This window comes from Bradyrhizobium sp. Pha-3 (assembly GCF_042258615.1).
Lineage (GTDB): Bacteria > Pseudomonadota > Alphaproteobacteria > Rhizobiales > Xanthobacteraceae > Bradyrhizobium.
The window spans coordinates 5,284,782-5,310,661 of the sequence record NZ_CP170152.1; the positions used below are offsets into that span (position 1 = coordinate 5,284,782).

Below are 25,880 nucleotides of genomic sequence, written 5' to 3' on the forward strand. Positions count from 1 at the left end.
TAACGTTGTATGTCAACGTTTGCGTTGTATGTTTCCAGTACCACGACCGTCATCACCCGCGAAAGCGGGTGATCCAGTATTCCAGAGACGTCAGTGTGTGACCGAAAGGCCGCGGCGTACTGGATACCCCGCTTTCGCGGGGTATGACACCGAGTGTGAGGCCGAAAACCGCCCTACTCGGCCGGATTGGTCGCCGACGGCGCGGACGAGGCCGTGGCCTTCTTCTCCACGATCCCGACCGCGATGATGGCCCCTTCATAGAGCAAGAGCAGCGGGATCGCGAGCGAGGCCTGGCTCAGCACATCGGGCGGCGTCAGCACGGCGGCGATGATGAAGGCGATCACGATGAAGTAGCGCCGCTTCTCTTTCAGCATCTTCGAGGTGACGATGCCGATGCGGCCGAGCAGCGTCAGGATCACCGGCAGCTGGAACGCGATGCCGAAGGCGAAGATCAGCGACATCATCAGCGAGAGATACTCGCCGACCTTGGGCAGCAACTGGATCTGAGCCGTCTCCGTGCCTGCCGACTGCTGCATGCCGAGCGAAAAGCGGGTCAGCATCGGGAAGACCACGAAATAGACCATCATGGCGCCGAGCACGAAGAACACCGGCGTCGCGATCAGATAAGGCAGGAATGCGTTGCGCTCATGCTTGTAGAGCCCGGGTGCCACGAACTTGTAGATCTGCGTCGCGACGATCGGAAACGAGATGAAGCCTGCGCCAAACAACGCGAGCTTGAGCTGCGTTAGAAAATATTCGAGCAGCGCGGTATAGATGAATTTGGAATTTTCCGGCCCTGCCACCCAGATGAAGGGCCAGACCAGCACGTTGAATATCTGCTTGGCGAAGAAGAAGCAGATGATGAAGGCCACGCCGAAGCCGAGCAGCGCCTTGATCAGCCGCGAACGCAGCTCGATCAGATGATCCATCAAGGGGGCCTTGCTGGCCTCGATATCTTCGGCGCTCATGACGCCCTCGCGTCCTTGAGCACGTCAGGCTGTGCCGGCGTCTCGTCATGCGCAGGCGCCGGCTCGGGCTTCGCCTCGCCGGTGATCGCGAGCGGCTCGCCGGCAGCAACGTGCGTCTCTGCCTCGACGAAGGTTTCCGGCGTCGGCTCCACCGGTGTAGTCGGAGTGACCGGTGCGTCGCTTGACGTCACCAGTGCGTCACCCGACGTCACCGGTGCGTCGATTGCGGAGGCGACCTGCGCATCGACCGGCTTGTCGATCTGCAGGGCGTCGCTGACGTCCTTGTGCAGCGAGGTCATGATGTTGCCGCTGGTGATGCCGGTTGCGGCTTCCCTGACCTCGTCAAAACTCTTCTTGAGGTCGGCCATCTCGGCCTCGCGCATGGCCTCCTGGAACTGGCCCTGGAATTCGGAGGCCATCTTGCGGGCCTTGCCCATCCATTGCCCGACCATGCGCAGCACGCCCGGCAGCTCTTTCGGGCCGATGGCGATCAGCGCGACGACCGCGATGACGACCAGTTCACTCCACCCGATATCGAACATGAATTCTTCCGCCTAAGCGCGCCGCCATCGGCCCCATCGGTCCTGACAGAGGATCTGGGGCTGCCGGCGCCTTTTCTCAATCGGCGTCCATAGCGCGTCTCTGCGACGGCGTCACCGTTTCGCGCAAGGAAAAACGTCGAAATATGCGTCAGTGCAAGCGCGTTAGACGGCCTTGCTGCCGACGTCCTGGCGCGCGGCCGTCGGCGCCGCATTGTGATCGATCGCCTTGGTGGACTCCGGCTTGTCCGCGACCTTGTCGTCGTCCTGCATGCCTTTCTTGAAGGCCTTGATGCCTTGGGCGACGTCACCCATCAGGTCCGAAATCTTGCCGCGTCCGAACAGCAGCAGGACCACTGCGATCACGACGATCCAGTGCCAAATGCTCAGCGAACCCATCCTGCAACCCTCCAGAAATGGCCGGCGGACCGGCCTGAACTTTGCCGGAAGTTAGGCCCGCGGGGTGTCAAAAACAAGGACCTCGGCCGCGGCAAATCGCTGTCGCGGCTACGTAATATTGCTAGGCTTAACCGGGAATATTCCGGGCTATTCGCCCTTCTCCTCGGCGCCGTCGTCATCGCCCGCGTGGTCGATGTGCGCTTCCGGCTCACCAGCGTCAGGTTCGGCCGCGTCGGGTTCGGCCGCGGCAGCTTCCGCCTCGAGTTCGGTATCGGCTTCCGCTGTCGTTTCGACCTCGGCAGTCCCAACCTCGGCAGCCTCAGCCTCGACAACCGCTTCGCTCTCGGTCTTCGGTTCCTCGGCTTCCGGCTCGACGGACGGCGCCAGCAGCAGTTCCAGCGTGTCGCCGGGCTCGAGCGGTTCCTCGTCCTCGCGCAGCGTCGCATCATCCGACGGCGAGGGAACGGAAAAGCCGGTCGGCAGGCGCGAGTCGAGCAGGCCCGTCCCCTTCAGTTCCTCAAGCCCCGGCAGGTCGCCGAGCGCTTCCAGGCTGAACTGCGAGAGGAACCCGTCGGTGGTTCCGAAGGTCAACGGACGGCCCGGCGTCTTGCGGCGGCCGCGCGGACGGATCCAGCCGGTCTCCAGCAGCACGTCGATCGTTCCCTTCGACGTGACCACGCCGCGAATCTCTTCGATCTCGGCGCGGGTCACCGGCTGGTGATAGGCGACGATCGCCAGCACCTCGATCGCTGCACGCGACAGCTTGCGGGTCTCGGTGCTCTCGCGCGTCATCAGCCACGACAGATCGCCGGCGGTACGGAACGTCCACTTGTTGGCGACCCGAACCAGGTTGACGCCGCGCGGGGCATATTCCGCCTGCAACTGTGCGAGCGCCGCCTTGATATCGACGCCGTCGGGCATCCGCTTTGCCAGCGTTGCCTGATCGATCGGCTCGGCCGATGCAAACAACAGGGCTTCCAGGAGCCGCAATTCCTCAGGACGCGCTACCGGATGATCCATCGGAGAAACCTCCTCCTCGGGCTCGTCTCTGCGCACTTCCGCCAAGCTTGCCATGGGCTTGCTCTCCTTCTTCCACTTACTCAACCGACAGGTCCGGCGCAGCCATTGCGGCCTGCGCTTGACGCTTTCGGAAATAGATCGGCGCGAACGCCTGCTTCTGGTTGATTTCCATCTCGCCCTCGCGAACCAGTTCGAGGGCAGCAGCGAAGCTCGATGCGAACACCGTCGCCTTCTGCTTGGGATCGGCGACGTAGTTCATCAGGTACTCGTCGAGGCAGCTCCAGTCCTCGGCGAGGCCGACCAACCGCTCCAGCGAGGCGCGCGCTTCCGCCAGCGACCACACCGTCCGCTTTGCCAGATGCACCGAGGTCAGCACGCGTGACGCGCGCTGCGTGGCATAGGCCGACAGCAGGTCGTACAAGGTTGCGGTGAACTTCGGATGCTTGATCTCGGCGATCGACTCTGGATTGCCGCGCGGAAAGATATCGCGCTGGAACTGCGGCCGGTTCATCAGCCGGTTCGCCGCCTCGCGGATCGCTTCCAGACGGCGCAGCCGGTTGGCGAGCGCGGTCGCCATTTCCTCGGCACTCGGCCCCTCCGCGGTCGGCGGTTCGGGCAGCAAGAGCCGCGACTTCAGGAACGCCAGCCAAGCCGCCATCACCAGATAATCGGCGGCAAGCTCGAGGCGGATTTTGCGCGCGGCCTCGATGAACGAAAGATATTGGTCGGCGAGCGCAAGGATCGAAATCTTCGACAGGTCGACCTTCTGCTGCCGCGCCAGCGTCAACAGCAGGTCGAGCGGGCCCTCATAGCCCTCGACGTCGACCACCAGCGCCGGTTCGCCCTCGGCGAGGTCGGCCGGCCGCCCGGTCTCAAACGATAGAATTTCAGCGGTCATGCCGTCCCTACCCGATCCAACAACGCATCCAGTTCAGCCCGTGCCGCCTGCCGGTCGAGCGGCTCAGGCTGCTTCCGCGCAGCGAGCGTCGCCTTGGCCCGCTCAAGCGCCTTGCCGGTCAGTTCCGGCGTCTCCCGCGCGACCTCGCGCATTTCGTCGATGTTGCCGTTGCAGTGCAGAACCATGTCGCAACCGGCGTTGACGATGGCGCGGGTTCGCTCGGCAATCGATCCGGCCAGCGCATTCATCGACACGTCATCACTCATCAACAAACCTTGGAACCCGATCAGGCCGCGAATCACCTGTTCGATGATTGTCGCAGAAGTCGTTGCCGGATGGACGGGGTCCAGCGCGCTAAACACAACATGTGCAGTCATCGCCATCGGCAGGTCCGCCAGCGGCTGGAACGCGGCAAAATCGGTCCGTTCCAGCTCGGCTTTGGCGGTATCGACCGTCGGAAGCCGGAAATGACTGTCCGCAGTGGCGCGGCCATGGCCGGGAATATGCTTGAGAACCGGCAGCACGCCGCCCTGTTCCAGCCCGTCTGTGACCGCCCGGGCGATCGCCACGACCTTGCCGGGCTCGGTTCCATAGGCCCGGTTGCCGATCACCGCATCCGCGCCTGCCACCGGAACGTCGGCCAACGGCAGGCAATCGACGGTGATTCCGAGATCGATCAGGTCGGCCGCAATCAGCCGTGAGCTGAGCCGGGCCGCAGTCAGGCCGAGTTTCGGGTCGATATCGTAGAGCGCGCTGAAGCTCGCACCGGGCGGGTAGACCGGCCAATGCGGCGGTCCGAGCCGCTGCACCCGTCCGCCCTCCTGGTCGATCAGGACCGGCGCATCGGCCATGCCGGCCGCCGACCTGAGTTCCCCAACAAGAGCCGCCACTTGGGCAGGACTGTCGATGTTGCGCTTGAACAGGATGAAGCCCCATGGCCGCTCGGCGCGAATGAATTCGCGTTCGGCGTCGTTGAGGATCAGTCCGGATACGCCCGTGATGAATGCGCGGTTCGTCATTCGGCCGATTAGGCCGTAAGCAGCTCACGGGTCAAGGAAACGGCCTTTAATTTCTTTGGATGAGGCACTGCGGCCCACCGGCCGACATCAGGCTCCGGCACACTTGGTTCGCCTCTTCCGACGACGCGAACGGGCCGGCAAAGGCGCGATAGTAGACGCCCTTCTCACCGAGATCGACGCGTTTCACCACCAAAGGCTGCGAACCGAGCACGCTGCGATACTTGCCCTGCAGCATCCGATAGGACGACTGCGCGTCCGCCTCGTTCTTCTGCGACGACACCTGGACCAGATATCCGCCGCCACCAACCGAGGCCGTCGAGGTGGACGCCACCCGGGTCGGAGGCGCTGCCGGAGCTGCGTCGGCCTGTCCGGGAACCAGCGCCATTGGCGCGTTCACGCTGGCATTGGCCGCAGCTGGATTACCACGCGACACCGGTGGCTTCGCCGCCGCCGGAGGTTTCGCCGGCACGGCCGCCGTGGCTTGCGTACCATCGGGCGAATCGCCCTTGACCGCGAGCGTGCGGATCTTGCGCGGCTCGTTGTTCGGCAAGGTCCCGTTCGCGGTGATCGGCGCTGGTGCGGGCTGCGCCGTCTGCACGGTTGATGCCGGCGGCGGATTCGCATTCGCGTTCAGCGGCGGAAACACGACGCGCGGTCCGGCGGTCTTCGAATTGACGTCGACCGGCGTCTCTTCACGCGACACGATCTTCTCGGTGCCATCGCCCGGCGCCATACGGTCCGGCGTCTTCGCCGGCGCATCGGCCTGAGCGGGGATCACCTTGGTCGGCGTGTTGTCGGCCTTGATGATCGGCGGCTCACCGGTACGGGGCGAGCCGACATAGGTCCGATAGGCGTACGCGCCACCGACGCCGAACACGCCAAGCGCCAGCACCGCGGCGACCGTCATCAGGCCGCTGCTCCGCCGGCGCGGTTCAGGCTCCTCCTCGTCGACCTCATACGCGTAGGGATCGTCCGGGTAGGATGGATCGCGCTGCAAATCCTGTTCGCCGGCTTCCACCTGGCCGTAGAGCGCATCGTCATAGCGCGACGGATCGTGGCCCTGATCGCCGCTCTGATAGGGCGGCTCGTCGTCAAAGGCCTCGGGCTGTCGGGGGGGCTCGACCGGCCGATAGGTTGCGACCGGTTCGGGCGCGGGCGGCTGCGCCTGCTGGGCCGCATAGCGATGCAACGGATGCACCGGCTTCGGCTGGTAGTGCTGTTCGGGCTCTTCGTATTCGGTGTGCTCCACGGGCGGCGGAACGACAGCCTCCTGCCGCGCGCGCTGCATCCACGGCGGCGGCCCCGCGGGCGGCGCATCCTCGTCGTCCTGTTGCGGCCGCGCGTTGGCGCGCGACTGCAGCGGACGCGGCGGCGGCTTGTTCGCGGAGCCAAATGGATCCGTCTGTCCGATCAGCCGGGCCAGTTCCGCAAGCGGATCGCTCTCGGCCTTGGAGGCCGCGTCGGTGGAAAAAAGTCGGTCCTGATATCGATCAGCCATCGTGATGATGCATCCCCTTCGGGACAGCGCCAAGATCGCCGGCACAGCCGGTCCGAACGAGTTGGCCCCTGCCAGATGCCCTCACAAATCCCCACTCGTGAGGGCCTAATGCCCCTGCCTACCGCATCTCGGTTGGAGCGTGGACGCCTAGAACAGCTAAGCCCGATGCCAGAACCGAGACGACGCCCTGAACCATTGCCAGTCGCGCCCTGGTGATTTCTGCATCATTATTGATAATGAAGCGTAAATAGGGCAAATCGCGCCCCTTGGTCCACAGCGCATGAAATTCACTGGCCAAATCATATAGATAAAAAGCGATTCGGTGCGGCTCATGTGCCACCGAAGCGGCTTCAATCATCCGGGGATAAAGCGCAAGCCGCTTGAGCAGATCGAGCTCGGCCTGGTCAGTCAGCCGTTCGACCGCAGCGTTCCGCAGATAGGCCAGCCGGGCCTCGTCGGTCTCGGGCAGATCGGGAACCGCCTCCTCCCGCGCATTGCGGAAGATCGAATGGCCACGGGCGTGGCCGTACTGCACGTAGAAGACGGCGTTGTCCTTTGACTGCTCGATCACCTTGGCGAGATCAAAATCGAGTACCGCGTCGTTCTTGCGGAACAGCATCATGAACCGGACCGCGTCCGAGCCGACCTCGTCGACCACTTCGCGCAGCGTGACGAATTCGCCTGAGCGTTTCGACATCTTCACCGGCTCGCCGTCGCGCAGCAGCTTGACGAGCTGCACGATCTTGACGTCGAGCGTGGCTTTGCCGGCAGTCACCGCTTTCACCGCCGCCTGCATCCGCTTGATGTAGCCACCGTGATCGGCGCCGAACACGTCGATCAGATTGGTGAAGCCACGCTCGAACTTGTAGCGGTGGTTTGCGATGTCGGACGCGAAGTAGGTGTACGAGCCGTCCGACTTGATCAGCGGACGATCGACGTCGTCGCCGTAGGCGGTGGCGCGGAACAGCGACTGCTCGCGGTCTTCGTAATCCTCGACCGGCTTGCCCTTCGGCGGCGGCAGGCGGCCCTCGTAGATGTCGCCCTTCGCGCGCAGGAAATCGATGGTCTCGGCGACCTTGTTGTTTCCTGATGCAATCAGCGAGCGCTCGGAGAAGAACACGTCGTGATGGATGTTGAGCGCGGCGAGATCGCCCTTGATCATCTCCATCATCATGGCGATCGCCTTGTCGCGCACGATCGGCAGCCACGCGGCTTCCGGCATGGTCAGGAGTTTATCGCCATGTTCCTTGGCGAGCACCTCGCCGACCGGCACGAGGTAATCGCCGGGATAAAGGCCTTCCGGGATCGCGCCGATGTCCTCACCGAGCGCCTCGCGATAGCGCAGGAACGCCGAGCGCGCGAGCACGTCGACCTGGGCGCCGGCGTCGTTGATGTAGTATTCGCGACAGACGTCGAAGCCCGCGAACTGCAGGAGGCTGCATAGCGCATCGCCAAACACGGCGCCGCGGCAGTGGCCGACATGCATCGGCCCGGTCGGGTTGGCCGAGACGTATTCGACATTGACCTTCTCGGCCTTGCCGATGTCGCTGCGCCCATAGGCCGAGCCGGCCGCCAGCACGGCGCGCAGCGCGTCCGCCCAGACCTGCGGCCTCAAGGTCAGGTTGATGAAGCCAGGCCCGGCAACTTCGACGGACTCGACCAGCGCGTCGGCACGCAGCCGCTCGGCGATCTTGTCGGCGAGCTCGCGCGGCTTGGCCTTGGCATCCTTGGCGAGCACCATCGCGGCATTGGTCGCCATGTCGCCATGGCTGGCATCGCGCGGCGGCTCGACCACGACGCGGGACAGATCAATGCCCGCGGGCCAGTTGTCCTCGGCAGCGACAGCGGCACAGATCGCGTGCACGCGCGCCAGCATGTCGGCAAAAAGGTGAGGTTGTGCAGTGGTGTCGGCCATGGCAGGGCGCTAACGCAAATCCGGGGTCGAGTCAAAAAGCCTTTGGTGCTCGATCAGGGCGAAACGGTCGGTCATCCCGGCAATGAAATTGCCGATCCGCCTGTTCCGCGCGCTCCCGGTCTCCTGCACGCTCCCCTCGATCCATTCCGCCGGCAGGTCACCTGGCGATTGCCGGTAACGCTCATAGAGATTGCGCACCACCTGCTCGGCCTCCCGCATGACAAGCATCACCCGCCGGTGGCGATACATCCGCCGGAACAGGAACGCCTTGATCGCCGCCTCCTGCTCGCCCACCTCGGGCGGAAACGCGATCAGCGGCGCATTGTGGTGGCGCACATCCTGCGCCGATTGCGGCTGCGCAACCGCAAGCCGCCGGGTCGCCTCGTTGAACACCGCGCTGATGAAGTGTGAGATCAGCTCACGCACCAGTTCGGCGCCGCGCCGGACCTCGTCGAGCCCGGGATAATGGCGGTCGATCTCGGCGATGATCCCTGCGGTCAGCGGCATCTCCTTGAGGTCGTCGACCACAAACAGACCGGCGCGCAGGCCGTCGTCGATATCGTGAGCGTCGTAGGCGATGTCGTCGGCGAAGGCCGCGATCTGCGCCTCGAGCGAGGCATAGCTCCAGAGCTCGAGATCGTAGGTCTTGTTGTAATCCGCGATCCCGATCGGAATGCCGCTGTCGAGGTAGCGGCCGCTAGGCGCGCCGTTGCGATCGGTCAGCGGGCCGTTGTGCTTGACGATACCCTCGAGCGATTCCCAGGTCAGGTTCAGCCCGCCGAATTCGGGGTAGCGATGCTCCAGCGAGGTGACGACGCGTAGCGCCTGCGCATTGTGGTCGAAGCCGCCATCATCCTTGAGGCAGTCGTCGAGCGCCCGCTCCCCGGCATGCCCGAACGGCGGATGGCCGAGGTCGTGCGCCAGCGCCAACGTCTCGGTCAGATCCTCGTCGACCCCGAGCTGGCGCGCCAGCGCGCGGGCGATCTGCGCGACCTCCAGCGAATGGGTCAGCCTGGTGCGGTAATGATCACCCTCGTGGAAGACGAAGACCTGGGTCTTGTGCTTGAGGCGGCGAAACGCGGTAGAATGGATCACCCGGTCGCAATCGCGCCGGAACGGGCTGCGGGTCCGGCTCGGCGGCTCCACGACAAGCCGGCCGCGACTGCGGTCGGGGTCGCAGGCATAAGGCGCGCGGGGGGCAGCCATTCCGACCGACACGGTATTTTAGTCCTTATCCATTTGATTCCATGGTCCGACGCACTTAACTATGACTGAGGCGGCCGACCAAATGAATTGGGCATGACGCCGGGCATGATCCGATCAGATCATGCGCAGATTGGGTTTCGGAGACCGACCATGACTGCTGCCATCACCGTCAGCGAACGGGCCGCCCGCCGGATCGGGCAGATCCTCAGCAAGGAAGGCGACGGCGCCAAGCTGCGCATTTCGGTCGAGGGCGGCGGCTGCTCCGGTTTCCAGTACAAGTTCGACGTCGAGCGCACCCAAGCCGATGACGACCTCGTGATCGAGCGCGATAGCGCCGTGGTGCTGATCGACCCCGCCTCCGTCCCGTTCCTTGCGGGCTCGGAGGTCGACTTCGTCGACGACCTGATCGGCGCCTCGTTCCGCGTCGTCAATCCGAACGCCACCGCCTCCTGCGGCTGCGGCACCAGCTTCTCGATCTGACGCTTCCTCGCCTAACGCGAATACCCGGCGCGAGCCGGTAACCGGCTCGCCGGAGAGGCCAGCTATTCCGCCGCAACCACCTGCGGGCGCTCGACGTCGCCGCCCGCTTCCGCCTGCGGGTCGAGCTTGCGGCGCAGCCTGCGATCGATACGGTCGAGATAGATGTAGATCACCGGCGTGATGAACAGCGTCAGCAGCTGCGACACGCAGAGGCCGCCGACCACCGCGACGCCGAGCGGCTGACGCAGTTCGGCGCCGGCGCCCGCGCCGAGCGCGATCGGCAGCGTGCCGAAGATCGCCGCGAACGTCGTCATCATGATCGGGCGGAAGCGCAGCAGCGCCGCCTCGCGGATCGCGTGCTCGGCGCTGAGGCCGACGCGGCGGCGCTCCAGCGCGAAGTCGACCATCATGATCGCGTTCTTCTTGACGATGCCGACCAGCATCACGATGCCGATCATCGCGATGACAGACAGCTCCATCCCGAACAGCATCAGCGTCAGGATCGCGCCGATGCCGGCCGACGGCAGGCCGGAGATGATCGTGATCGGATGGATGAAGCTCTCGTAGAGAATGCCGAGGATCACGAAGGCCGCGAACACCGCAGCAAGGATCAGCACTCCCTGCCCGCGCAGCGAATCCTGGAATACCTGCGCGGTGCCGGAGAACCCGGTCGCAATCGTCGGCGGCAAATTGGCGTTCTGCTCGAGCTCGGTGATCTTGTCGACCGCGTAGCCGAGCGAATTGCCGGGCGCGAGATTGAACGAGATCGTGACCGCCGGCTGCTGGCCCTGGTGGTTGATCTGCAGCGGCCCGACCGTCGGCACCAGCCGGGCCACAGCATCAAGCGGAATGGTCTGGCCGTTTGCGGTCTTCATGTAGAGCTTCGAGAGATCGGACGGATCGACGCGGAACTGCGGCTGCACCTCCAGGATGATCTGGTAGTCGTTCGACGGCATGTAGATGGTGCCGACCTGTCGCGAACCGTAGGCGTTGTAGAGCTGGTTGCGGACCTGATCGACGGTGATGCCGTAGACCGCCGCCTTTTCACGGTCGATGTCGACCGTCATCTGCGGGTTCTTGATGTAGAGGTCGGTGGTGACGTCGAGCAGGCCCGGGATCTTCTCGATCTTGTCGCGCATCTCCGGCGCCAGCCGGTACAGCGACTCGGTGTCGCCGCTCTGCATCACATACTGATATTGGCTCTTGGAGATGCGCCCGCCGATGTTGAGGTTCTGGACGCTCTGGAAGAACGCCTGCATGCCCGGGATCTCGCGCGCCTTCTGGCGCAGCCGCCCGATCACGACAGCGGCATTGTCGCGGGTCTTCTGCGGCTTCAGCGCGATGAACAAGCGACCGTAATTGGTGGTCGGATTGGGACCGCCGGAGCCGACCGTGGAATTGATGTAATCGATCGCCGGATCGGTCCGCATCACCTCGACCAGCGCCTGCTGGCGGACCTTCATCGCCTCGAACGAGGTATCGGTCGCCGCTTCCGTCACGCCGATCAGGAAGCCGGTGTCCTCCTGCGGGAAGAAGCCCTTCGGCACGATCATGTAGAGATAGACGGTGCCGCCGAGCGTCGCGAGCGTCATCACCAGCATCAGGGCTTTCCTGGCCAGCACCCAGTCCAGCGCCGATTCATACGCGCGCAGCCAGGCCTCGAACATCGCCTCGAACGCCCGCAGCACGATGTTCGGCCGCTTGGTCGCGTCGTGCGCGCGCAGCACGCGGGCGCACAGCATCGGCGTCAAGGTCAGCGACACGAAGCCGGAGACGATGATCGCGACCGAGATCGTGACCGCGAATTCGCGGAACACGCGGCCGACGATGCCGCCCATTAGCAGCACCGGGATGAACACCGCGATCAGCGAGAAGGTGATCGAGATGATGGTGAAGCCGATCTCGCGGGCGCCCTTCAGCGCCGCCTCGAACGGCTTCATGCCGTGCTCGATATGGCGGACGATATTCTCCAGCATGACGATGGCGTCGTCGACCACGAAGCCGACCGAGAGCGTCAGCGCCAGCAGCGTCATGTTGTTGATCGAGTAATCCAGCGCATACATCGCAGCGCAGGTGCCGAACAGCGAGATCGGCACCGCAAGCGCCGGAATGAAGGTCGCCGACGCCGAGCGCAGGAACAGGAAAATCACGAGGATCACCAGCGCGATCGCGATCAGCAGGGTCTCCTCGACGTCGCTGACCGCCTGCCGGATCGAGACCGAGCGGTCCATCATGACCTGCATGGTCACCGAGGGCGGGATCGCGGCGCGCAGCGACGGCAATTTCGCCAGCACGGCGTCGACCACGGCCACGGTGTTGGCGTCGGGCTGCTTCTGGATCGCGAGCACGATGGCCCGCTCGTCGTTCATCCAGGTCGCGATCTTGTCGTTCTCGACGCTGTCATAGACCTTGGCGATCTCGTCGAGGCGAACCGGCGAGCCGTTGCGCCAGGCGACGTAGATCTGGCGGTAGTCGGCCGCCTTGTCCATCTGGCCGGAGGCCTGCAGCGCGACGTCCTGCTTGGGCCCGTTCAGCGTGCCGACCGGGGTTGAGGAATTGGCGCGCGACACCGCGGCGCGGATGTCCTCCATGGAGACGCTGCGGGCAGCCGCAGCCTCCGGATCGGCTTGAACGCGGATCGCGAATTTCTGCGCGCCGTAGATCAGCACCTGGGCGACGCCCGGCAGCTGCGACAGCGCCTGCCCGATGGTGATGTCGCCGTACTCGTTGACCGCCGACAGCGGCAGCGTCGCCGACCCCAGCGAGACGAACAGCACCGGGAAATCGGCCGGGTTCACCTTCCGGAAGCTCGGTGGGATCGTCATCTCGATCGGCAGCCGGCGCTGCGCGATCGTCAATGCCGTCTGCACGTCGAGCGCGGCCGCATCGATGTTGCGGTTGAGGTCGAACTGGATGGTGATGACGCTCGTGCCCTGCGAGGAGTTCGAGTTCATCGATGAGATGCCGGCGATGGTCGAGAGCTGACGCTCGATGATGCCGGCGACCGAGGCGGCCATGGTGTCGGCGCTGGCGCCCGGCAGCGTGGCGGTGACCGCGATGGTCGGGAAGTCGACCTTGGGCAGCGCCGAGACCGGCAGCAAGCGGAAGCCGAACACGCCGAATGCGATGATCGAGGCCGTGATCAGCGTCGTCATCACCGGGCGGCGGATGCAGAGCTCGGAGAGCGTCATCGGTCAGGCTCCGGCCTTGCGCGCCCGCAGCTCGACCCGCGATCCTTCCGACAGCAGCAGCTGACCGTCGACAACGATGCTTTCATCGCCCGCCAATCCGTCAGAGATCACCGACGAGCCCTGGAAGGTGCGATCGACCTTGACCGGCCGGACCTTGGCGACGCCGTCCTGGACGACGAAAACGAAATTGCCGTTCTGACTGCGCTGGACTGCGACCGTCGGCACCACGACCGCGTCTTCGCTGCGGATGATCAGCTTGGTCTGCACGATGGTGCCGGGCCACAGCGTCTCGCCCGCATTGTTCATGATGCCGCGCACCGTGACCATGCCGGTGGTCGCATCGACGGCGTTTTCGACCATCGCGACCTTGCCACTCTCGGAGCGCTGGTGGCCGGGAATGGTCGCGATCACCCTGGGATCGTCCTTCCCCATGGCGTCGCGCAGATCGACCAGCGCGCGCTGGGGAATGGCGAAGGTGACATAGACCGGCGCCATCTGGTTGATGACGGCGAGCGGCTGGGTGTCGGCGGGGCGGACGAAGTTCCCGACCTTGACGTTGGCGGCGCTGATCCGCCCGGTGAACGGCGCACGGATCACGGTGTAGCTCTTCTGGACGCGGAGGTTTTCCAGCGCGAACTGGTCGGCCTTGATGGTGCCGATCAGGACGTCGGACTGGGTCTTGGCATTGTCGAGATTGACCTGCGTGGTGGCGCCCTTGCCGACGAGCTCCGTATAGCGGCGGAGGTCGCGCTGCGCGCCCTCGAGCTGGGCCTGGTCGCGGGCCAGGACGCCCTCGGCCTGCTCGATCTGCGCGTCGATCTGCCGCGCGTCGAGCATGAACAGCAGGTCGCCCTCGTTGACCTTGGCGCCGTCCTCGAAGTGCACCGAGACGATGGTGGTTTCCAGCCGCGACTTCAGCGCCACGCTGGAGATCGGCGTGACCGTTCCGATCGCATCGACATCGACCGGCACCGATCTGCGCTCGGCCTTGGCGAGATCCACCGAGACCACCCGCGGCCGCGGCGTCCCTTGCGCGGTGGCGGCACCGCCCCCCATCCAAGAAGTGCGGGTCATGTAAGCCGCCCCGGCCGCAATGCCGAGAACAGCGACAGTCAGAACCAAATTGCGTTTTTTCATACGCCTTGCACGTGCGCCGCCCACTGGCCTTGAAGGCCGGGACGCTTCGCAACTCCCCCATCGGCAATTGTTACGCCTTGTTTCTGGAGAGGGTTAGCACAGGCGAACCGCCCATGGTATGCCACCTAAGTAAAATCCTGCGGCTTCAATCCGGTCACTTGCATGCGCATCGCTACGTGGAACGTCAACTCGGTCCGGCAACGGATCGAACTTCTGGTCAGCTGGCTGAAGGAGTGTTCCCCCGACCTCGTCTGCCTGCAGGAGATCAAATGCGTCGACGACGCATTCCCCCGGCTCGAGGTCGAGGCGCTCGGATATAATGTCGTCACCCACGGCCAGAAGACCTTCAACGGCGTCGCACTGCTCTCGAAGCTGCCGTTCGACGAGACCAAATCGGGCCTCGCCGGCGACGACGAGGACGCCCATGCCCGCTTCCTCGAAGGCGTCGTCACGCTGAAGCAGGGTGTGGTGCGGGTCGCGTGCCTTTATCTGCCCAATGGCAACCCCGCCAATACCGACAAATATCCCTACAAGCTCAAGTGGATGTCGCGGCTTCTTGAGTACACGCGGGAGCGCCTTAAGGCCGAGGAGCCGCTGATCCTGGCCGGCGACTTCAATGTCATTCCGGCGGCGCGTGACGTCTACAACCCTGCCGCCTGGGCCGATGACGCCCTGTTCCGGCCTCAGACCCGCGAAGCATTCCAGTCGCTGCTCGGCCTCGGCCTCACCGATGCGCTGCGCGCGGTCAACGATGAGCCCGGCCAGTACACCTTCTGGGACTACCAGGCCGGCGCCTGGCAGAAGAACTGGGGCCTGCGCATCGACCATCTCCTGATGTCGCCGCAGGCGAGCGACCGGCTGATCGATGTCGGGATCGACAGCTATGTCCGCGCTTGGGAGAAGCCGTCCGACCATGTCCCGGTCTGGGCCGATCTCGATTTCGAGACCGCTTGAGCCCGCCGGCCGCCCGCGGATCAATCCCGGCGGCCTCTAATCGCGGCGACCCTGCACCCAGTGCTCGAGCATCTGTAGCGCCATCGCGCGGTCGTCTTCGGACGCCTTGGCGATCGCCCGGTTGTAGCTTTCCTTGATCCAGGCCTCTTCCGGCGTCGCGCTGTCGCGCGCCAGGGTCAGCCACATCAGGCCACGCGCCCGCTGCGGTGGCAGCCGGTCGCCGTTGAACAGCATCTGGCCAAGCAGCGCCTGTGCCTGATGCTGGCCCTTCTGGGCAGCCAGCCCGAGCCAGCGCGCGCCATAGCGGAAATCGTCCCGCGAGGCGTCCGGCGTCTTCAGGTACAGCCGGGCAAGGTCGTACTGGGCGTCGGCATTGCCGAAATAGGACGCGGCATAGGAGAACATCTCGCGCGCCCGTTCGGTGTCCGCCTTGACCTTGGAATTGGGAATGCCGCTCAGATAATAGCGGCCGAGCGCCACGAAGGCGTTGGCGACGATCGAGGCCTGCGGCGCCGACGGCGAATCCTCGGCATGCGCATTGGCGATCCGGCTGAAATACTCGAAGGCGCGCATGTCGTCCTGGATGACGCCGTCGCCCTCCGCGTACATCTTGCCGAGCTTCCACTGCGCCACGGGGTGACCGCCCTCGGCCTGGTATTGCAGCGTGCTGAAGGAGGAGGTCGGCGAGGTCGCCGCAGGAGCAACCGGCGTTGCGGCGCGCTTCAGCGCAGCGGCTGAGCCGGGCTGCGGAGCGACCACCGGAAGAACGGTATCCTGGGGGCTGACCGGGGCGCCGTCGAATCCGAATCCGGGGCCCGCCACCGGAATGGCCCCTAACGCAAACGCAAATATCGCACGCTTAAACGTCCGCATAACACTGTTTCTCGTACGCGCCACCCGGATGGGTGACTGCACCATCCACCGCCGGCCCCACTTGCTCGGCGTACTTCCACAGCGCACCAGATGTATGGTTCGTCGCGCGAGGGGCCCATTTGGTCTTACGATTTGCGAGTTCGGCGTCGCTCAAATTTACGTTAAGGGTGCCGGCGACCGCATCGATCTCGATGATGTCGCCGTCTTGCAACAACCCGATCGGCCCGCCGACGGCCGCTTCAGGTCCAATATGGCCGATGCAGAAGCCACGGGTGGCGCCGGAGAACCGGCCATCGGTGATCAGGGCAATCTTGCCGCCCATCCCCTGCCCGGTCAGCGCCGCCGTGGTCGCCAGCATCTCCCGCATCCCGGGACCGCCCTTCGGCCCCTCGTAGCGGATCACAATCACTTCGCCTTCCTTGTAGGTGCGCTTCTGCACCGCCTCGAAGGCGTCTTCCTCGCGGTCGAAGCACCGGGCCGGACCGGTAAACTTCAGGTTGGACATTCCCGCGACCTTCACGATCGCACCCTCCGGAGCGAGATTACCCTTCAGCCCGACAACGCCACCTGTCACGGTGATCGGATTGTCGGCGGGCCGCACCACGTCCTGGCGCGGATTCCATTTCACGCTTTTGAGGTTTTCGGCGATCGTTCGGCCAGTGACGGTCAGGCAATTCCCGTGCAAGTGGCCATTGTCGAGCAGCGTTTTCATCAGCAGCGGAATGCCACCAACTTCAAACATGTCTTTGGCAACATAACGGCCGCCCGGCTTCAAATCCGCGACGTAAGGAGTCTTTTTGAAGATTTCGGCAACGTCGAACAAATTGAATTTTATGCCGCACTCATGGGCGATCGCCGGCAGGTGCAGCGCAGCATTGGTCGAACCACCTGAGGCTGCAACCACGGCTGCAGCATTTTCAAGAGCTTCCCGGGTGACGATGTCGCGGGGCCGGATGTTTTTCTCGATCAGCTCCATCACCTTCTCGCCGGCGGCGGCGCAGAAGGCGTCGCGGATCTCGTAAGGCGCCGGGGCCCCGGCCGAGTACGGCAGCGCGAGGCCGATCGCCTCGGAGACGGTCGCCATGGTGTTGGCGGTGAACTGGGCGCCGCAGGCGCCGGCTGACGGGCACGCCACCCGCTCGATCTCGTCGAGGTCCTCGTCCGACATGGCGCCGACCGAGTGCTTGCCGACCGCTTCGAACATGTCCTGCACGGTCACCGGCTGCCCGCGGAAGTTGCCGGGCAGGATCGAGCCGCCGTAGATGAAGATCGAGGGGACGTTGAGCCGGACCATCGCCATCATCATGCCCGGCAACGACTTGTCGCAGCCGGCGAGCCCGACCAGCGCGTCATACGAGTGACCGCGGACGGTCAGCTCGACCGAATCGGCGATGCATTCGCGCGACGGCAGCGACGAGCGCATACCGTCATGGCCCATCGCGATGCCGTCGGTGACGGTGATGGTGCAGAATTCCCGCGGCGTGCCGCCGGCGGACGCCACGCCCTTCTTCACCGCCTGCGCCTGGCGCATCAGCGAAATGTTGCAGGGAGCAGCTTCATTCCAACATGAAGCAACGCCGACAAAGGGTTGATGAATCTGGGTTGTCGTCAGCCCCATCGCATAGAGATAGGAACGATGCGGTGCGCGCTGGGGCCCCTCCGTCACGTGACGGCTCGGCAACCTGCCCTTGATGTTCGTTTTGGCGTCCATCGCGACCCTGTTCCCGGCGCTCTTTCCTCCAACAACGCCGGAACCGATCAAAAGTCCCGTCGTCGCGAGCGCTGGCTATTCAGCTAGGTAAATATCCTTTCATGTCAGGGTGTGGCTAAAAAGCGGCGTGACTACGGACCGGCTGTGTTTAGGGTTAAATGCCCAGTAACTGTTGCGATGGCGCAACAATCGTGGCTCCCAGGCAACGATATATTATCGGCTCTTATGGGAACCTGACATACATCTGACCAAGCAGCCGTGGAGTTGCCGTCCCGTGACGAAGCTCGCTCGAGTTGTGGATTGAATTGCCGCCCTCTCTTGCATAGAGGGCGCGTCGAGACACAATGGCTATGCCTGCGCTCTTTGAGCTACGGCGGACAAGTCGCTCCGCCCAACCAACAATCTACTCGGCCGCCAACTTCGGTGGCGCCGGAGGCGCCCAGCACTCGACACGATTCCGGCCCCGCTCCTTGGCCCGGTAGAGCGCGGCATCGGCGGCCTTCATCAGCGCCTGTATCCCGGGCATGCTGGTGAAGGCCTCGGCAACGCCGATGCTCACCGTCAGTCGCACCGGACGATCATCCGTCCCCAACGCCAATCCTTCCGCCCTCTTGCGAATGCGCTCGGCGACGGTCCGGGCGCGCGACAATGTCGTTTCCGGCAGCAGAACCGCGAACTCCTCGCCTCCGACACGGCCGACAACGTCGGACTTGCGCTTGCCGCGCGTGCAAATCTCGGCGACGGCCTTGATGGCTTCGTCGCCGACCGCATGACCGAACTGGTCATTGATGCTCTTGAAGTGATCGATATCGACCATCAGGACGGAGACGGAACGATAGTAGCGCTGGAACCGGCTCCATTCTGCATCCAGCGTCGTCAGGAAGTGCCTGCGGTTGAACAGTCCGGTGAGCGGATCGGTGGTCGCGAGCACCTCGAGCTGTCGCGCGTTACCGACTAGATCGGTCACGTCGACAAAGGTCAGCATCCGGCCGCCGTTCGCCATCGTCGAGCAATGGATCCTGATGTTGCGGCCGTCAGGCGTCTGGACGTCGCGCTTGTGATCGCCCGCCCTGATCTCCGCGATCCGCTTCGCCGGAAAGGCTCTGATTTGCTCGGGCGTCGAGCCGGTTGGGACTGCCCGGCGATTGCGGGTGATCAGCGTGAGGTATGCCGGATGCCGCGCCACCTCCTCCTCGCTCACCTCCCAGAATTCCCGCATTCGCCGGTTGAGGAAGATCGCATTGAGATCGCGATCGAGCAGGACGACGCCGTCCTCCACGTTCTCGAGCGCACCGGTCAGCACCTTCAACTTGTCCGATGCGCGCACGATGTCGGTCACGGGCGTGTAGCTCACCATCCTGCCGCCGTCGGGCAGCGGCGTGCACTGACACCGCACCACATCGCCATTGCTGCGCCTGAGATCGATCGGGTTTGCGTCGCCGACGCTGACGAGGCGGACGCGTTCGGCAACATAGGCTTGAAGCTGCTCAGCCGGCAGCTCATAGGCCATGGTCTTGCAGCCGTGATGCATCAGATCGGTGAAGCTGGGATTGCGGTCGGCAACTGCGTCCGGAAGCTGCCACATGTTCCGGAATGCGCGGTTGATGAACAGGGCTTTCAGTTCCGCGTCGAGGAGCAGGATGCCGACCGGGATCTGATCGAGCGCCGCACGCAGCGTCAGCATGTGCCCGCGCAGAATATCGCCGCTGCGCCGCTCCGGAATGGCGGCCGGCGCAGGAGCGGCGGGCGCGGCAGGCACGGGTGCCGCAGCATTCGCCTGCTGCGCCTCAAACACCAGCCCCAGCTGGCGGTCCGATTGCCACAGCCGTTTGCATGGCCTCACCTGATTGGTGCCGACGATCAGCAGCTGGACCTGGTCGGGAATGCCGACGACACTCTCGAGTTCCACGGTCGCTCCGGTATCGGTGAGCTGCCGGACCGTGCAATCGAAGGCCGACCGACCGAAATTGAACACGATCTTTCCGGCCAAAAACGTTCGGCCGCGGGAAGCTGACACCTGTCCGGACATGGCGAGACGCACCTGGAGCAATTGCGAGCCCCCTCACCTCAGCATGTTTGAGTCACCAAGCCATGAACGCTTTCGGGGCGTTTTGACCCAGAGCAGAAAACGAAGGCGGTATGCGCTGCAAAACGGGTTCCAGCTTGCGGTTCCCGGAACCCTTGCCGTGGAGAACTACGATCCGCCGAGGCGCTTCCGTTTCGCGTTCAGCGCGGAGGCGACGCGGCTGACCGGCGGACGGCCGAGCAAACCGGCGACCTCGTTCGTCGTGGCCAGCAGCTTGTCCACATCGACACCGGTTTTCACGCCCATGCCTTCGAGCATGTAGACGACATCCTCGGTCGCGACGTTGCCGGTGGCGCCGGGCGCATAGGGGCAACCGCCGAGGCCGCCGGCGGCGGCATCGATGACGCGCACACCCTCCTCCATGCCGGCATAGAGATTGGCGAGCGCCTGGCCATAGGTGTCGTGGAAATGCATCGCGAGGTTGGCGACCGGAAGCTCGGCGCCGACCGCACGCAGCATCTCCTTGGCCTTCAGCGGCGTGCCGACGCCGATGGTGTCGCCAAGCGAGATTTCGTAGCAGCCGAGGTCCCACAGGGTCATCGCGAGATCGGCAACCGCCTTCGGCTTGATCTCGCCGTCGAACGGACAACCGAGCACGCAGGAGATATAGCCGCGCACCTTGACGCCATCGGCCTTGGCGCGCGCCAGCACCGGCTTGAAGCGCTCGATCGATTCCGCGATCGAGCAATTGATATTGGCGCGCGAAAACCCTTCGGAGGCCGCCGCAAACACCGAGACCACCTGGGCGCCGGCCCCGCGCGCGGCGTCATAGCCCTTCTCGTTCGGCACCAGCACGTGGAATTCGGCGTCCTTGACCTTGTCCCTGATTTGGCTGACGCCGCGCAGCACCTGGTCGGAGCCTGCCATCTGCGGGATCGCCTTCGGCGACACGAAGGCGCCGACCTCGACTGTTTTAAGCCCCGCCGCCACCAACGCCTCGACGAAGGCGATGCGCGCCTCGACGCTGACCGGCGTCTTCTCGTTCTGCAGGCCGTCGCGCGGCCCCATCTCAACGATGTGGATCTGATCGCTCATGACGCGGCCGCGGGCTCGACTTCGGCAAGCTCGACGCCCTCGCCGACGATGTCGCCGACCTTGCATTTGAGCTTCTTCAGCACGCCGGCATAAGGCGCGCGCAGGGTCTGCTCCATCTTCATCACTTCGAGCGTGAGGATCGGCGCGCCCTTCTCCAGCGTCGCGCCCTCCTCGGCCAGCAGCGCGACCACGGTGCCCGGCAAGGGCGCGACGATCTTGTCCTCGCCGACCTGCTCCTCGCTCTCGCCGCCGAACGGATCGACCCAGTGCAGATCGAAACGGCCGTTGCGGGTGCGCAAGTAAAGTTCGTGGCCCTCGACGACCGAGGCGACGCGCGACTTGATACCGTTGAATGTCAGGTCGAAGCCATCCTCGCCGGCCGACGAGATGGCAAAGGCGATCTCATGCCCGCCGACGGAAAGCGTCGACGGTCCGTTGCCATAGTGCAGCGTGATGGTGCGGGCCGGCTCATGGCCTTGCCGGAACGAAAACACCCGCTGGCGGCGGCCGACCGGCATCCAGCCGAAGGCCTGCCAGGGCGAGTTCGCCTCGCTCCGCGCCGCTTTCTGCTCGTCGTTGACGATCGCGGCCACCGCCGCACACAGCTCGAACTCACCGGCCGCGCCGGTGCCTGAAGTCAGGTTCTTCAGCTCGCGCTCGATGAAGCCGGTATCGATCGCGTTGGCCCTGGTGTCCGGATGCGTCACCAGCGCCGACAGGAACGGAATGTTGGTGACGATGCCGCGGACATCGGTCCCTTCGAGCCCGCGGTTGAGCTTCTCGATCGCGCCCTCGCGCGTCGGCGCCCAGGCAATCACCTTGGCGAGCATCGCGTCGTAGTACGGCGAGACGTTGTCGCCGCTGCGATAGCCGGCATCGATGCGCAGGCCGTCGCCCTCCGGCGGCGTGCGCCAGGTCTTGATACGGCCGACCGAGGGCATGAAGTTCTTCTGCGGGTTTTCGGCGTAGACGCGGGCCTCGATGGCGTGTCCGTTCAGCCTGATCTCGTCCTGCTTCAGCGGCAGCGCCTCGCCGAACGCGACGCGCAGCTGCCACTCGACGAGATCGACGCCAGTGATCAGCTCGGTGACGGGATGCTCGACCTGCAAACGCGTGTTCATCTCGATGAAGAAGACGTCCTTGCCGTCGGAGACGAACTCGATCGTGCCGGCGCCGACATAGTTGACTGCGCCGGCCGCCTTGCGGGCGGCCTCGCAGACCGTCTCGCGCTGCGCGGCGTTGAGCGTCGGCGACGGCGCTTCCTCGATCACCTTCTGGTGCCGGCGTTGCAGCGTGCATTCGCGCTCCCACAGCGAGAGCAGATTGCCGTGGCTGTCGCCGATGATCTGCACCTCGATATGGCGCGGGTTCTGCACGTACTTCTCGATCAGCATGCGGTCGTCGCCGAACGCCGCCTTGGCCTCGCGCTTGGCGCTGGTGATCGCGGCTGCAAGATCGGCCGCCGAATTCACCACGCGCATGCCGCGGCCGCCGCCGCCGGCCGACGCCTTCACCAGCACCGGGAATCCGATCCGGTTGGCGGCCTCCGCCAGGATCGCCTCGTCCTGCGCCTCGCCGTGATAGCCGGGCACCAGCGGCACGCCGGCCTTCTCCATCAGCGCCTTCGATCCGGATTTCGAGCCCATCGCGGTCATCATCTCGGCGGTCGGGCCGACGAACACCAGGCCGGCCTCGAGACAGGCCTGCGCGAACTCGGCGTTTTCGGACAGGAAGCCGTAGCCGGGATGCACGGCCTCGGCGCCGGTCTCTTTTGCAGCCGCGATCACGTGCTCGATGTTCAGATAGCTGTCGCGCGCCCGCGCGGGCCCGAGCAGCACGGCCTCGTCGGCGAGCGCGACATGCATCGCGTCGCGGTCGGCCTCGGAATAAACCGCGACCGTACGCAGCCCCATGGCGCGCGCCGAGCGGATGACGCGGCAGGCGATCTCGCCGCGGTTGGCGATCAGAAGCGTCCGGAAGCGCCGGTAGAGTTTTGAGCGGTCCATGGTCAGATCCTGGGTCACATCCTGAACAGGCCGAATTTCGTCGGCTCGATCGGCGCGTTGGCCGCGGCCGACAGGCCGAGTCCGAGCACCAGGCGGGTGTCGGCGGGATCGATCACGCCGTCGTCCCAGAGCCGCGCGGTGGCGTAATAGGGATTGCCCTGCTTCTCGTATTGCGCGCGGATCGGCTCGCGGAATTTGTCTTCCTCTTCCGCCGACCAGCTCTCGCCCTTGGCCTCGACGCCGTCACGCCGCACCTGGCTCAGCACCATCGAGGCCTGCTCGCCGCCCATCACCGAGATGCGGGCGTTCGGCCACAGCCAGAGGAAGCGCGGGCTGTAGGCGCGGCCGCACATGCCGTAATTGCCGGCGCCGTAGGAGCCGCCGATCACGACAGTGAATTTCGGCACGCTGGCCGTCGCAACCGCCGTCACCAGCTTGGCGCCGTCGCGCGCGATGCCGCCCGCCTCGTACTTCTTGCCGACCATGAAGCCGGTGATGTTCTGCAGGAACACCAGGGGAATGCCGCGCTGGCAGCACAGCTCGATGAAATGCGCACCCTTCAGCGAGCTCTCGCTGAACAGGATGCCGTTGTTGGCGATGATACCGACCGGATGGCCCCAGATATGGGCGAAGCCGCAGATCAGCGTGGTGCCGTACAGCTTCTTGAATTCGTCGAATTCGGAGCCGTCGACGATCCGCGCGATGATGTCGTGCACGTCGAACGGCTTGCGGCCGTCGGCGGAGACCACGCCGTAGATCTCCTCGGCGGGAAACAGCGGCTCCTGGACGGTGCGCATGTTGAGCGGCGCCTTCGCCGGCGGCTTCAGCGTGCCGACAATGCGGCGCGCGATCCCGATCGCGTGCGCATCATTCTGCGCGTAGTGATCCGTCACGCCCGACTGCCGGGAGTGGACGTCGGCGCCGCCGAGCTCTTCGGCGGTAACGACCTCGCCGGTCGCAGCCTTCACCAGCGGCGGGCCACCGAGGAAGATCGTGCCTTGGTTGCGCACGATGATGCTCTCGTCCGACATCGCAGGCACATAGGCGCCGCCCGCGGTGCAGGAGCCCATCACGATGGCGATCTGTGGGATGCCTTGCGACGACATCTGCGCCTGATTGTAGAAGATGCGGCCGAAATGCCGCTCGTCGGGAAATATCTCGTCCTGCAGCGGCAGGAACGCGCCGCCGGAATCCACCATGTAGACGCAGGGCAGATTGTTCTGCCGCGCGATGTCCTGGGCGCGCAGATGCTTCTTCACCGTCAGCGGGTAGTAGGTGCCGCCCTTGATAGTGGCGTCGTTGGCGACGATGATGCATTCGCGCCCCGAGATGCGCCCGACGCCGGTGATGACGCTGGCCGAATGCACGTCGCCGCCATACAGCCCGTTGGCGGCGAGCGGCGACAGTTCGAGGAACGCGGTGCCGGGATCGACCAGCAGATCGACGCGATCGCGCGCCAGCATCTTGCCGCGCGAGGTGTGGCGCTTGCGCGAGGTCTCGCCGCCGCCGCCGGCGACCTGCTTGAGCTTGTCGCGGAGTTCCGCGACCAGGCTGCGCATCACATCGGCGTTGCGGGCGAATTCGGAGGATGTGGGATCGATCGTCGAATGAAGCGGCATCGCTGTTGCACGTTTCGTTGGAGGAGCCGACAGGATTTTGGGAGAGCGGGCCGCCGCGCGGAAGGCGCGACGGCAGGTGCGCAGTTCAGGCCGTCTTGGCGAACAGCTCGCGGCCGATCAGCATGCGGCGGATCTCGCTGGTGCCGGCGCCGATCTCGTAGAGCTTGGCATCGCGCAGCAGCCGGCCGGTCGGATAATCGTTGATGTAGCCGTTGCCGCCCAAGAGCTGGATCGCGTCCAGCGCGCATTGGGTGGCCTTCTCGGCGGCATAGAGGATGGCGCCGGCGGCGTCCTCACGTGTGGTCTCGCCGCGGTCGCAGGCCTTTGCCACCGCGTAAACATAGGCGCGCGAGGCGTTCATCGTGGTGTACATGTCCGCGATCTTGCCCTGCACCAGCTGGAACGAGCCGATCGGCTCGCCGAACTGCTTGCGCTCGTGGACGTAAGGCAGCACGACGTCCATGCAGGCCTGCATGATGCCGATCGGTCCCGCCGCCAGCACCGCGCGCTCATAGTCGAGACCGGACATCAAGACGTTGACGCCGCGGCCGACCTCGGAGAGCACGTTCTCCTCCGGCACCTCGCAATCCTCGAACACCAGCTCGCAGGTGTCGGAGCCGCGCATGCCGAGCTTGTCGAGCTTCTGCGCGGTGGAGAATCCCTTCATGCCCTTCTCGATGATGAAGGCCGTGATGCCGCGCGGGCCGGCGTTAGCATCGGTCCTGGCATAGACCACCAGCGTCTCGGCATGGGGACCGTTGGTGATCCACATCTTGTTGCCGTTGAGCACGAAGCGGTCGCCCTTCTTCTCGGCGCGGGTCTTCATCGAGACCACGTCGGAGCCGGCGGAGGGCTCCGACATCGCCAGCGATCCGACATGCTCGCCGGAAATCAGCTTGGGCAGGTATTTGCGCTTCTGCGCCTCGTTGCCGTTGCGGCGGATCTGGTTGACGCAGAGGTTGGAATGCGCGCCGTAGGCCAGCCCGACCGAGGCCGACGCGCGCGAGATCTCCTCGACCGCGATGCAGTGCTCGAGATAGCCGAGGCCCGACCCGCCAAACTCCTCCTCGACCGTGATGCCGTGCAGCCCGAGCGCACCGATCTTGGGCCAGAGGTCGCGCGGAAAGCTGTTGGAGCGATCGATCTCGGCGGCGCGCGGCGCGATCTCGTTGGTCGAGAAATCATGCACCGTCTCGCGGATCGCATCCGCGGTCTCGCCAAGGTCGAAATTGAAAATTGCCGCCCGGTTCGAGGCCATGATCCCTCCCATGAGATTCATCCTGCAATTAAACGATCATACGTTTTTTTCTTGGCTTCGCAAGCGAC

The 25,880-nt window shown here is 64.9% G+C and carries 19 protein-coding genes and 1 pseudogene; 2 read left to right on the top strand and 18 right to left on the bottom strand.

Annotation, left to right across the window (positions count from 1 at the left end; translation table 11 throughout):
* Positions 1-173: 173 nt before the first annotated feature.
* From tatC to ACE10Z_RS25265, 9 genes and pseudogenes are all read right to left on the bottom strand, one after another.
* Positions 174-968, bottom strand: a complete 795-nt coding sequence (tatC, locus tag ACE10Z_RS25225) for a twin-arginine translocase subunit TatC (protein ID WP_375783178.1) — start codon at positions 966-968, stop codon at positions 174-176.
* Entirely contained in the window at positions 965-1,510 is a 546-nt protein-coding gene (gene tatB / locus ACE10Z_RS25230; protein WP_375783179.1) for a Sec-independent protein translocase protein TatB, read from the bottom strand. The genes tatC and tatB overlap by 4 nt, the downstream gene beginning before the upstream one ends.
* 162 nt (positions 1,511-1,672) lie before the next feature.
* Complete coding sequence (locus ACE10Z_RS25235) at positions 1,673-1,906, bottom strand: twin-arginine translocase TatA/TatE family subunit (protein WP_375783180.1); 234 nt, start codon at positions 1,904-1,906, stop codon at positions 1,673-1,675.
* A gap of 162 nt (positions 1,907-2,068) precedes the next feature.
* A pseudogene (scpB, locus tag ACE10Z_RS25240) lies at positions 2,069-2,980 on the bottom strand (SMC-Scp complex subunit ScpB); the annotation flags it as partial.
* Between the two features lie 22 nt (positions 2,981-3,002).
* Positions 3,003-3,824: a segregation and condensation protein A gene (locus ACE10Z_RS25245; protein ID WP_375783181.1), complete on the bottom strand. Its 822-nt coding sequence runs from the start codon at positions 3,822-3,824 to the stop codon at positions 3,003-3,005.
* On the bottom strand, positions 3,821-4,843 hold the full coding sequence (nagZ, locus tag ACE10Z_RS25250; RefSeq protein ID WP_375783182.1) for a beta-N-acetylhexosaminidase: 1,023 nt from the start codon (positions 4,841-4,843) through the stop codon (positions 3,821-3,823). The genes ACE10Z_RS25245 and nagZ overlap by 4 nt, the downstream gene beginning before the upstream one ends.
* A gap of 46 nt (positions 4,844-4,889) precedes the next feature.
* On the bottom strand, positions 4,890-6,341 hold the full coding sequence (locus tag ACE10Z_RS25255) for an SPOR domain-containing protein (protein ID WP_375783183.1): 1,452 nt from the start codon (positions 6,339-6,341) through the stop codon (positions 4,890-4,892).
* Positions 6,342-6,459: 118 nt separating this feature from the next.
* Positions 6,460-8,256, bottom strand: coding sequence for an arginine--tRNA ligase (gene argS, locus ACE10Z_RS25260; RefSeq protein WP_375783184.1), 1,797 nt, complete (start codon positions 8,254-8,256; stop codon positions 6,460-6,462).
* 9 nt (positions 8,257-8,265) lie between these two features.
* Entirely contained in the window at positions 8,266-9,474 is a 1,209-nt protein-coding gene (locus ACE10Z_RS25265) for a deoxyguanosinetriphosphate triphosphohydrolase (protein WP_375783185.1), read from the bottom strand.
* Between the two features lie 138 nt (positions 9,475-9,612).
* On the opposite strand from ACE10Z_RS25265, the gene erpA reads away from it, so the two are divergent.
* Positions 9,613-9,942, top strand: a complete 330-nt coding sequence (erpA, locus tag ACE10Z_RS25270; protein WP_021081206.1) for an iron-sulfur cluster insertion protein ErpA — start codon at positions 9,613-9,615, stop codon at positions 9,940-9,942.
* Between the two features lie 62 nt (positions 9,943-10,004).
* Here the strand turns inward: erpA and ACE10Z_RS25275 are convergent, their stop codons facing one another.
* Positions 10,005-13,133 (bottom strand): efflux RND transporter permease subunit, encoded by a 3,129-nt coding sequence (locus ACE10Z_RS25275; RefSeq protein ID WP_375783186.1) that lies wholly within the window; start codon positions 13,131-13,133, stop codon positions 10,005-10,007.
* Between the two features lie 3 nt (positions 13,134-13,136).
* Positions 13,137-14,270, bottom strand: coding sequence for an efflux RND transporter periplasmic adaptor subunit (locus tag ACE10Z_RS25280; protein WP_375783187.1), 1,134 nt, complete (start codon positions 14,268-14,270; stop codon positions 13,137-13,139).
* Positions 14,271-14,432: 162 nt separating this feature from the next.
* Between ACE10Z_RS25280 and xth the strand changes: the two genes are divergently transcribed.
* On the top strand, positions 14,433-15,224 hold the full coding sequence (xth, locus tag ACE10Z_RS25285) for an exodeoxyribonuclease III (protein WP_375783188.1): 792 nt from the start codon (positions 14,433-14,435) through the stop codon (positions 15,222-15,224).
* Between the two features lie 36 nt (positions 15,225-15,260).
* Here the strand turns inward: xth and ACE10Z_RS25290 are convergent, their stop codons facing one another.
* The 7 genes from ACE10Z_RS25290 to ACE10Z_RS25320 form a co-directional block, all read right to left on the bottom strand.
* The gene (locus tag ACE10Z_RS25290) at positions 15,261-16,097 is read right to left on the bottom strand and encodes a tetratricopeptide repeat protein (protein WP_171947562.1); all 837 of its coding nucleotides are present in this window, start codon (positions 16,095-16,097) and stop codon (positions 15,261-15,263) included.
* Positions 16,084-17,808 carry a dihydroxy-acid dehydratase gene (ilvD, locus tag ACE10Z_RS25295; RefSeq protein WP_375789916.1) on the bottom strand — a complete coding sequence of 575 codons (1,725 nt, stop codon included), beginning with the start codon at positions 17,806-17,808 and terminating at the stop codon, positions 16,084-16,086. The genes ACE10Z_RS25290 and ilvD overlap by 14 nt, the downstream gene beginning before the upstream one ends.
* Before the next feature lie 403 nt (positions 17,809-18,211).
* Positions 18,212-19,783: a diguanylate cyclase gene (locus ACE10Z_RS25300; protein WP_375783189.1), complete on the bottom strand. Its 1,572-nt coding sequence runs from the start codon at positions 19,781-19,783 to the stop codon at positions 18,212-18,214.
* A gap of 219 nt (positions 19,784-20,002) precedes the next feature.
* Positions 20,003-20,929, bottom strand: a complete 927-nt coding sequence (locus tag ACE10Z_RS25305) for a hydroxymethylglutaryl-CoA lyase (protein ID WP_375783190.1) — start codon at positions 20,927-20,929, stop codon at positions 20,003-20,005.
* Positions 20,926-22,935 carry an acetyl/propionyl/methylcrotonyl-CoA carboxylase subunit alpha gene (locus ACE10Z_RS25310; protein ID WP_375783191.1) on the bottom strand — a complete coding sequence of 670 codons (2,010 nt, stop codon included), beginning with the start codon at positions 22,933-22,935 and terminating at the stop codon, positions 20,926-20,928. Before ACE10Z_RS25310 ends, ACE10Z_RS25305 begins: the two co-directional genes overlap by 4 nt.
* A 14-nt stretch (positions 22,936-22,949) precedes the next feature.
* Positions 22,950-24,554 carry a carboxyl transferase domain-containing protein gene (locus ACE10Z_RS25315; protein ID WP_375783192.1) on the bottom strand — a complete coding sequence of 535 codons (1,605 nt, stop codon included), beginning with the start codon at positions 24,552-24,554 and terminating at the stop codon, positions 22,950-22,952.
* Positions 24,555-24,639: 85 nt separating this feature from the next.
* On the bottom strand, positions 24,640-25,812 hold the full coding sequence (locus tag ACE10Z_RS25320; protein WP_375789917.1) for an isovaleryl-CoA dehydrogenase: 1,173 nt from the start codon (positions 25,810-25,812) through the stop codon (positions 24,640-24,642).
* Between the last annotated feature and the right edge of the window lie 68 nt (positions 25,813-25,880).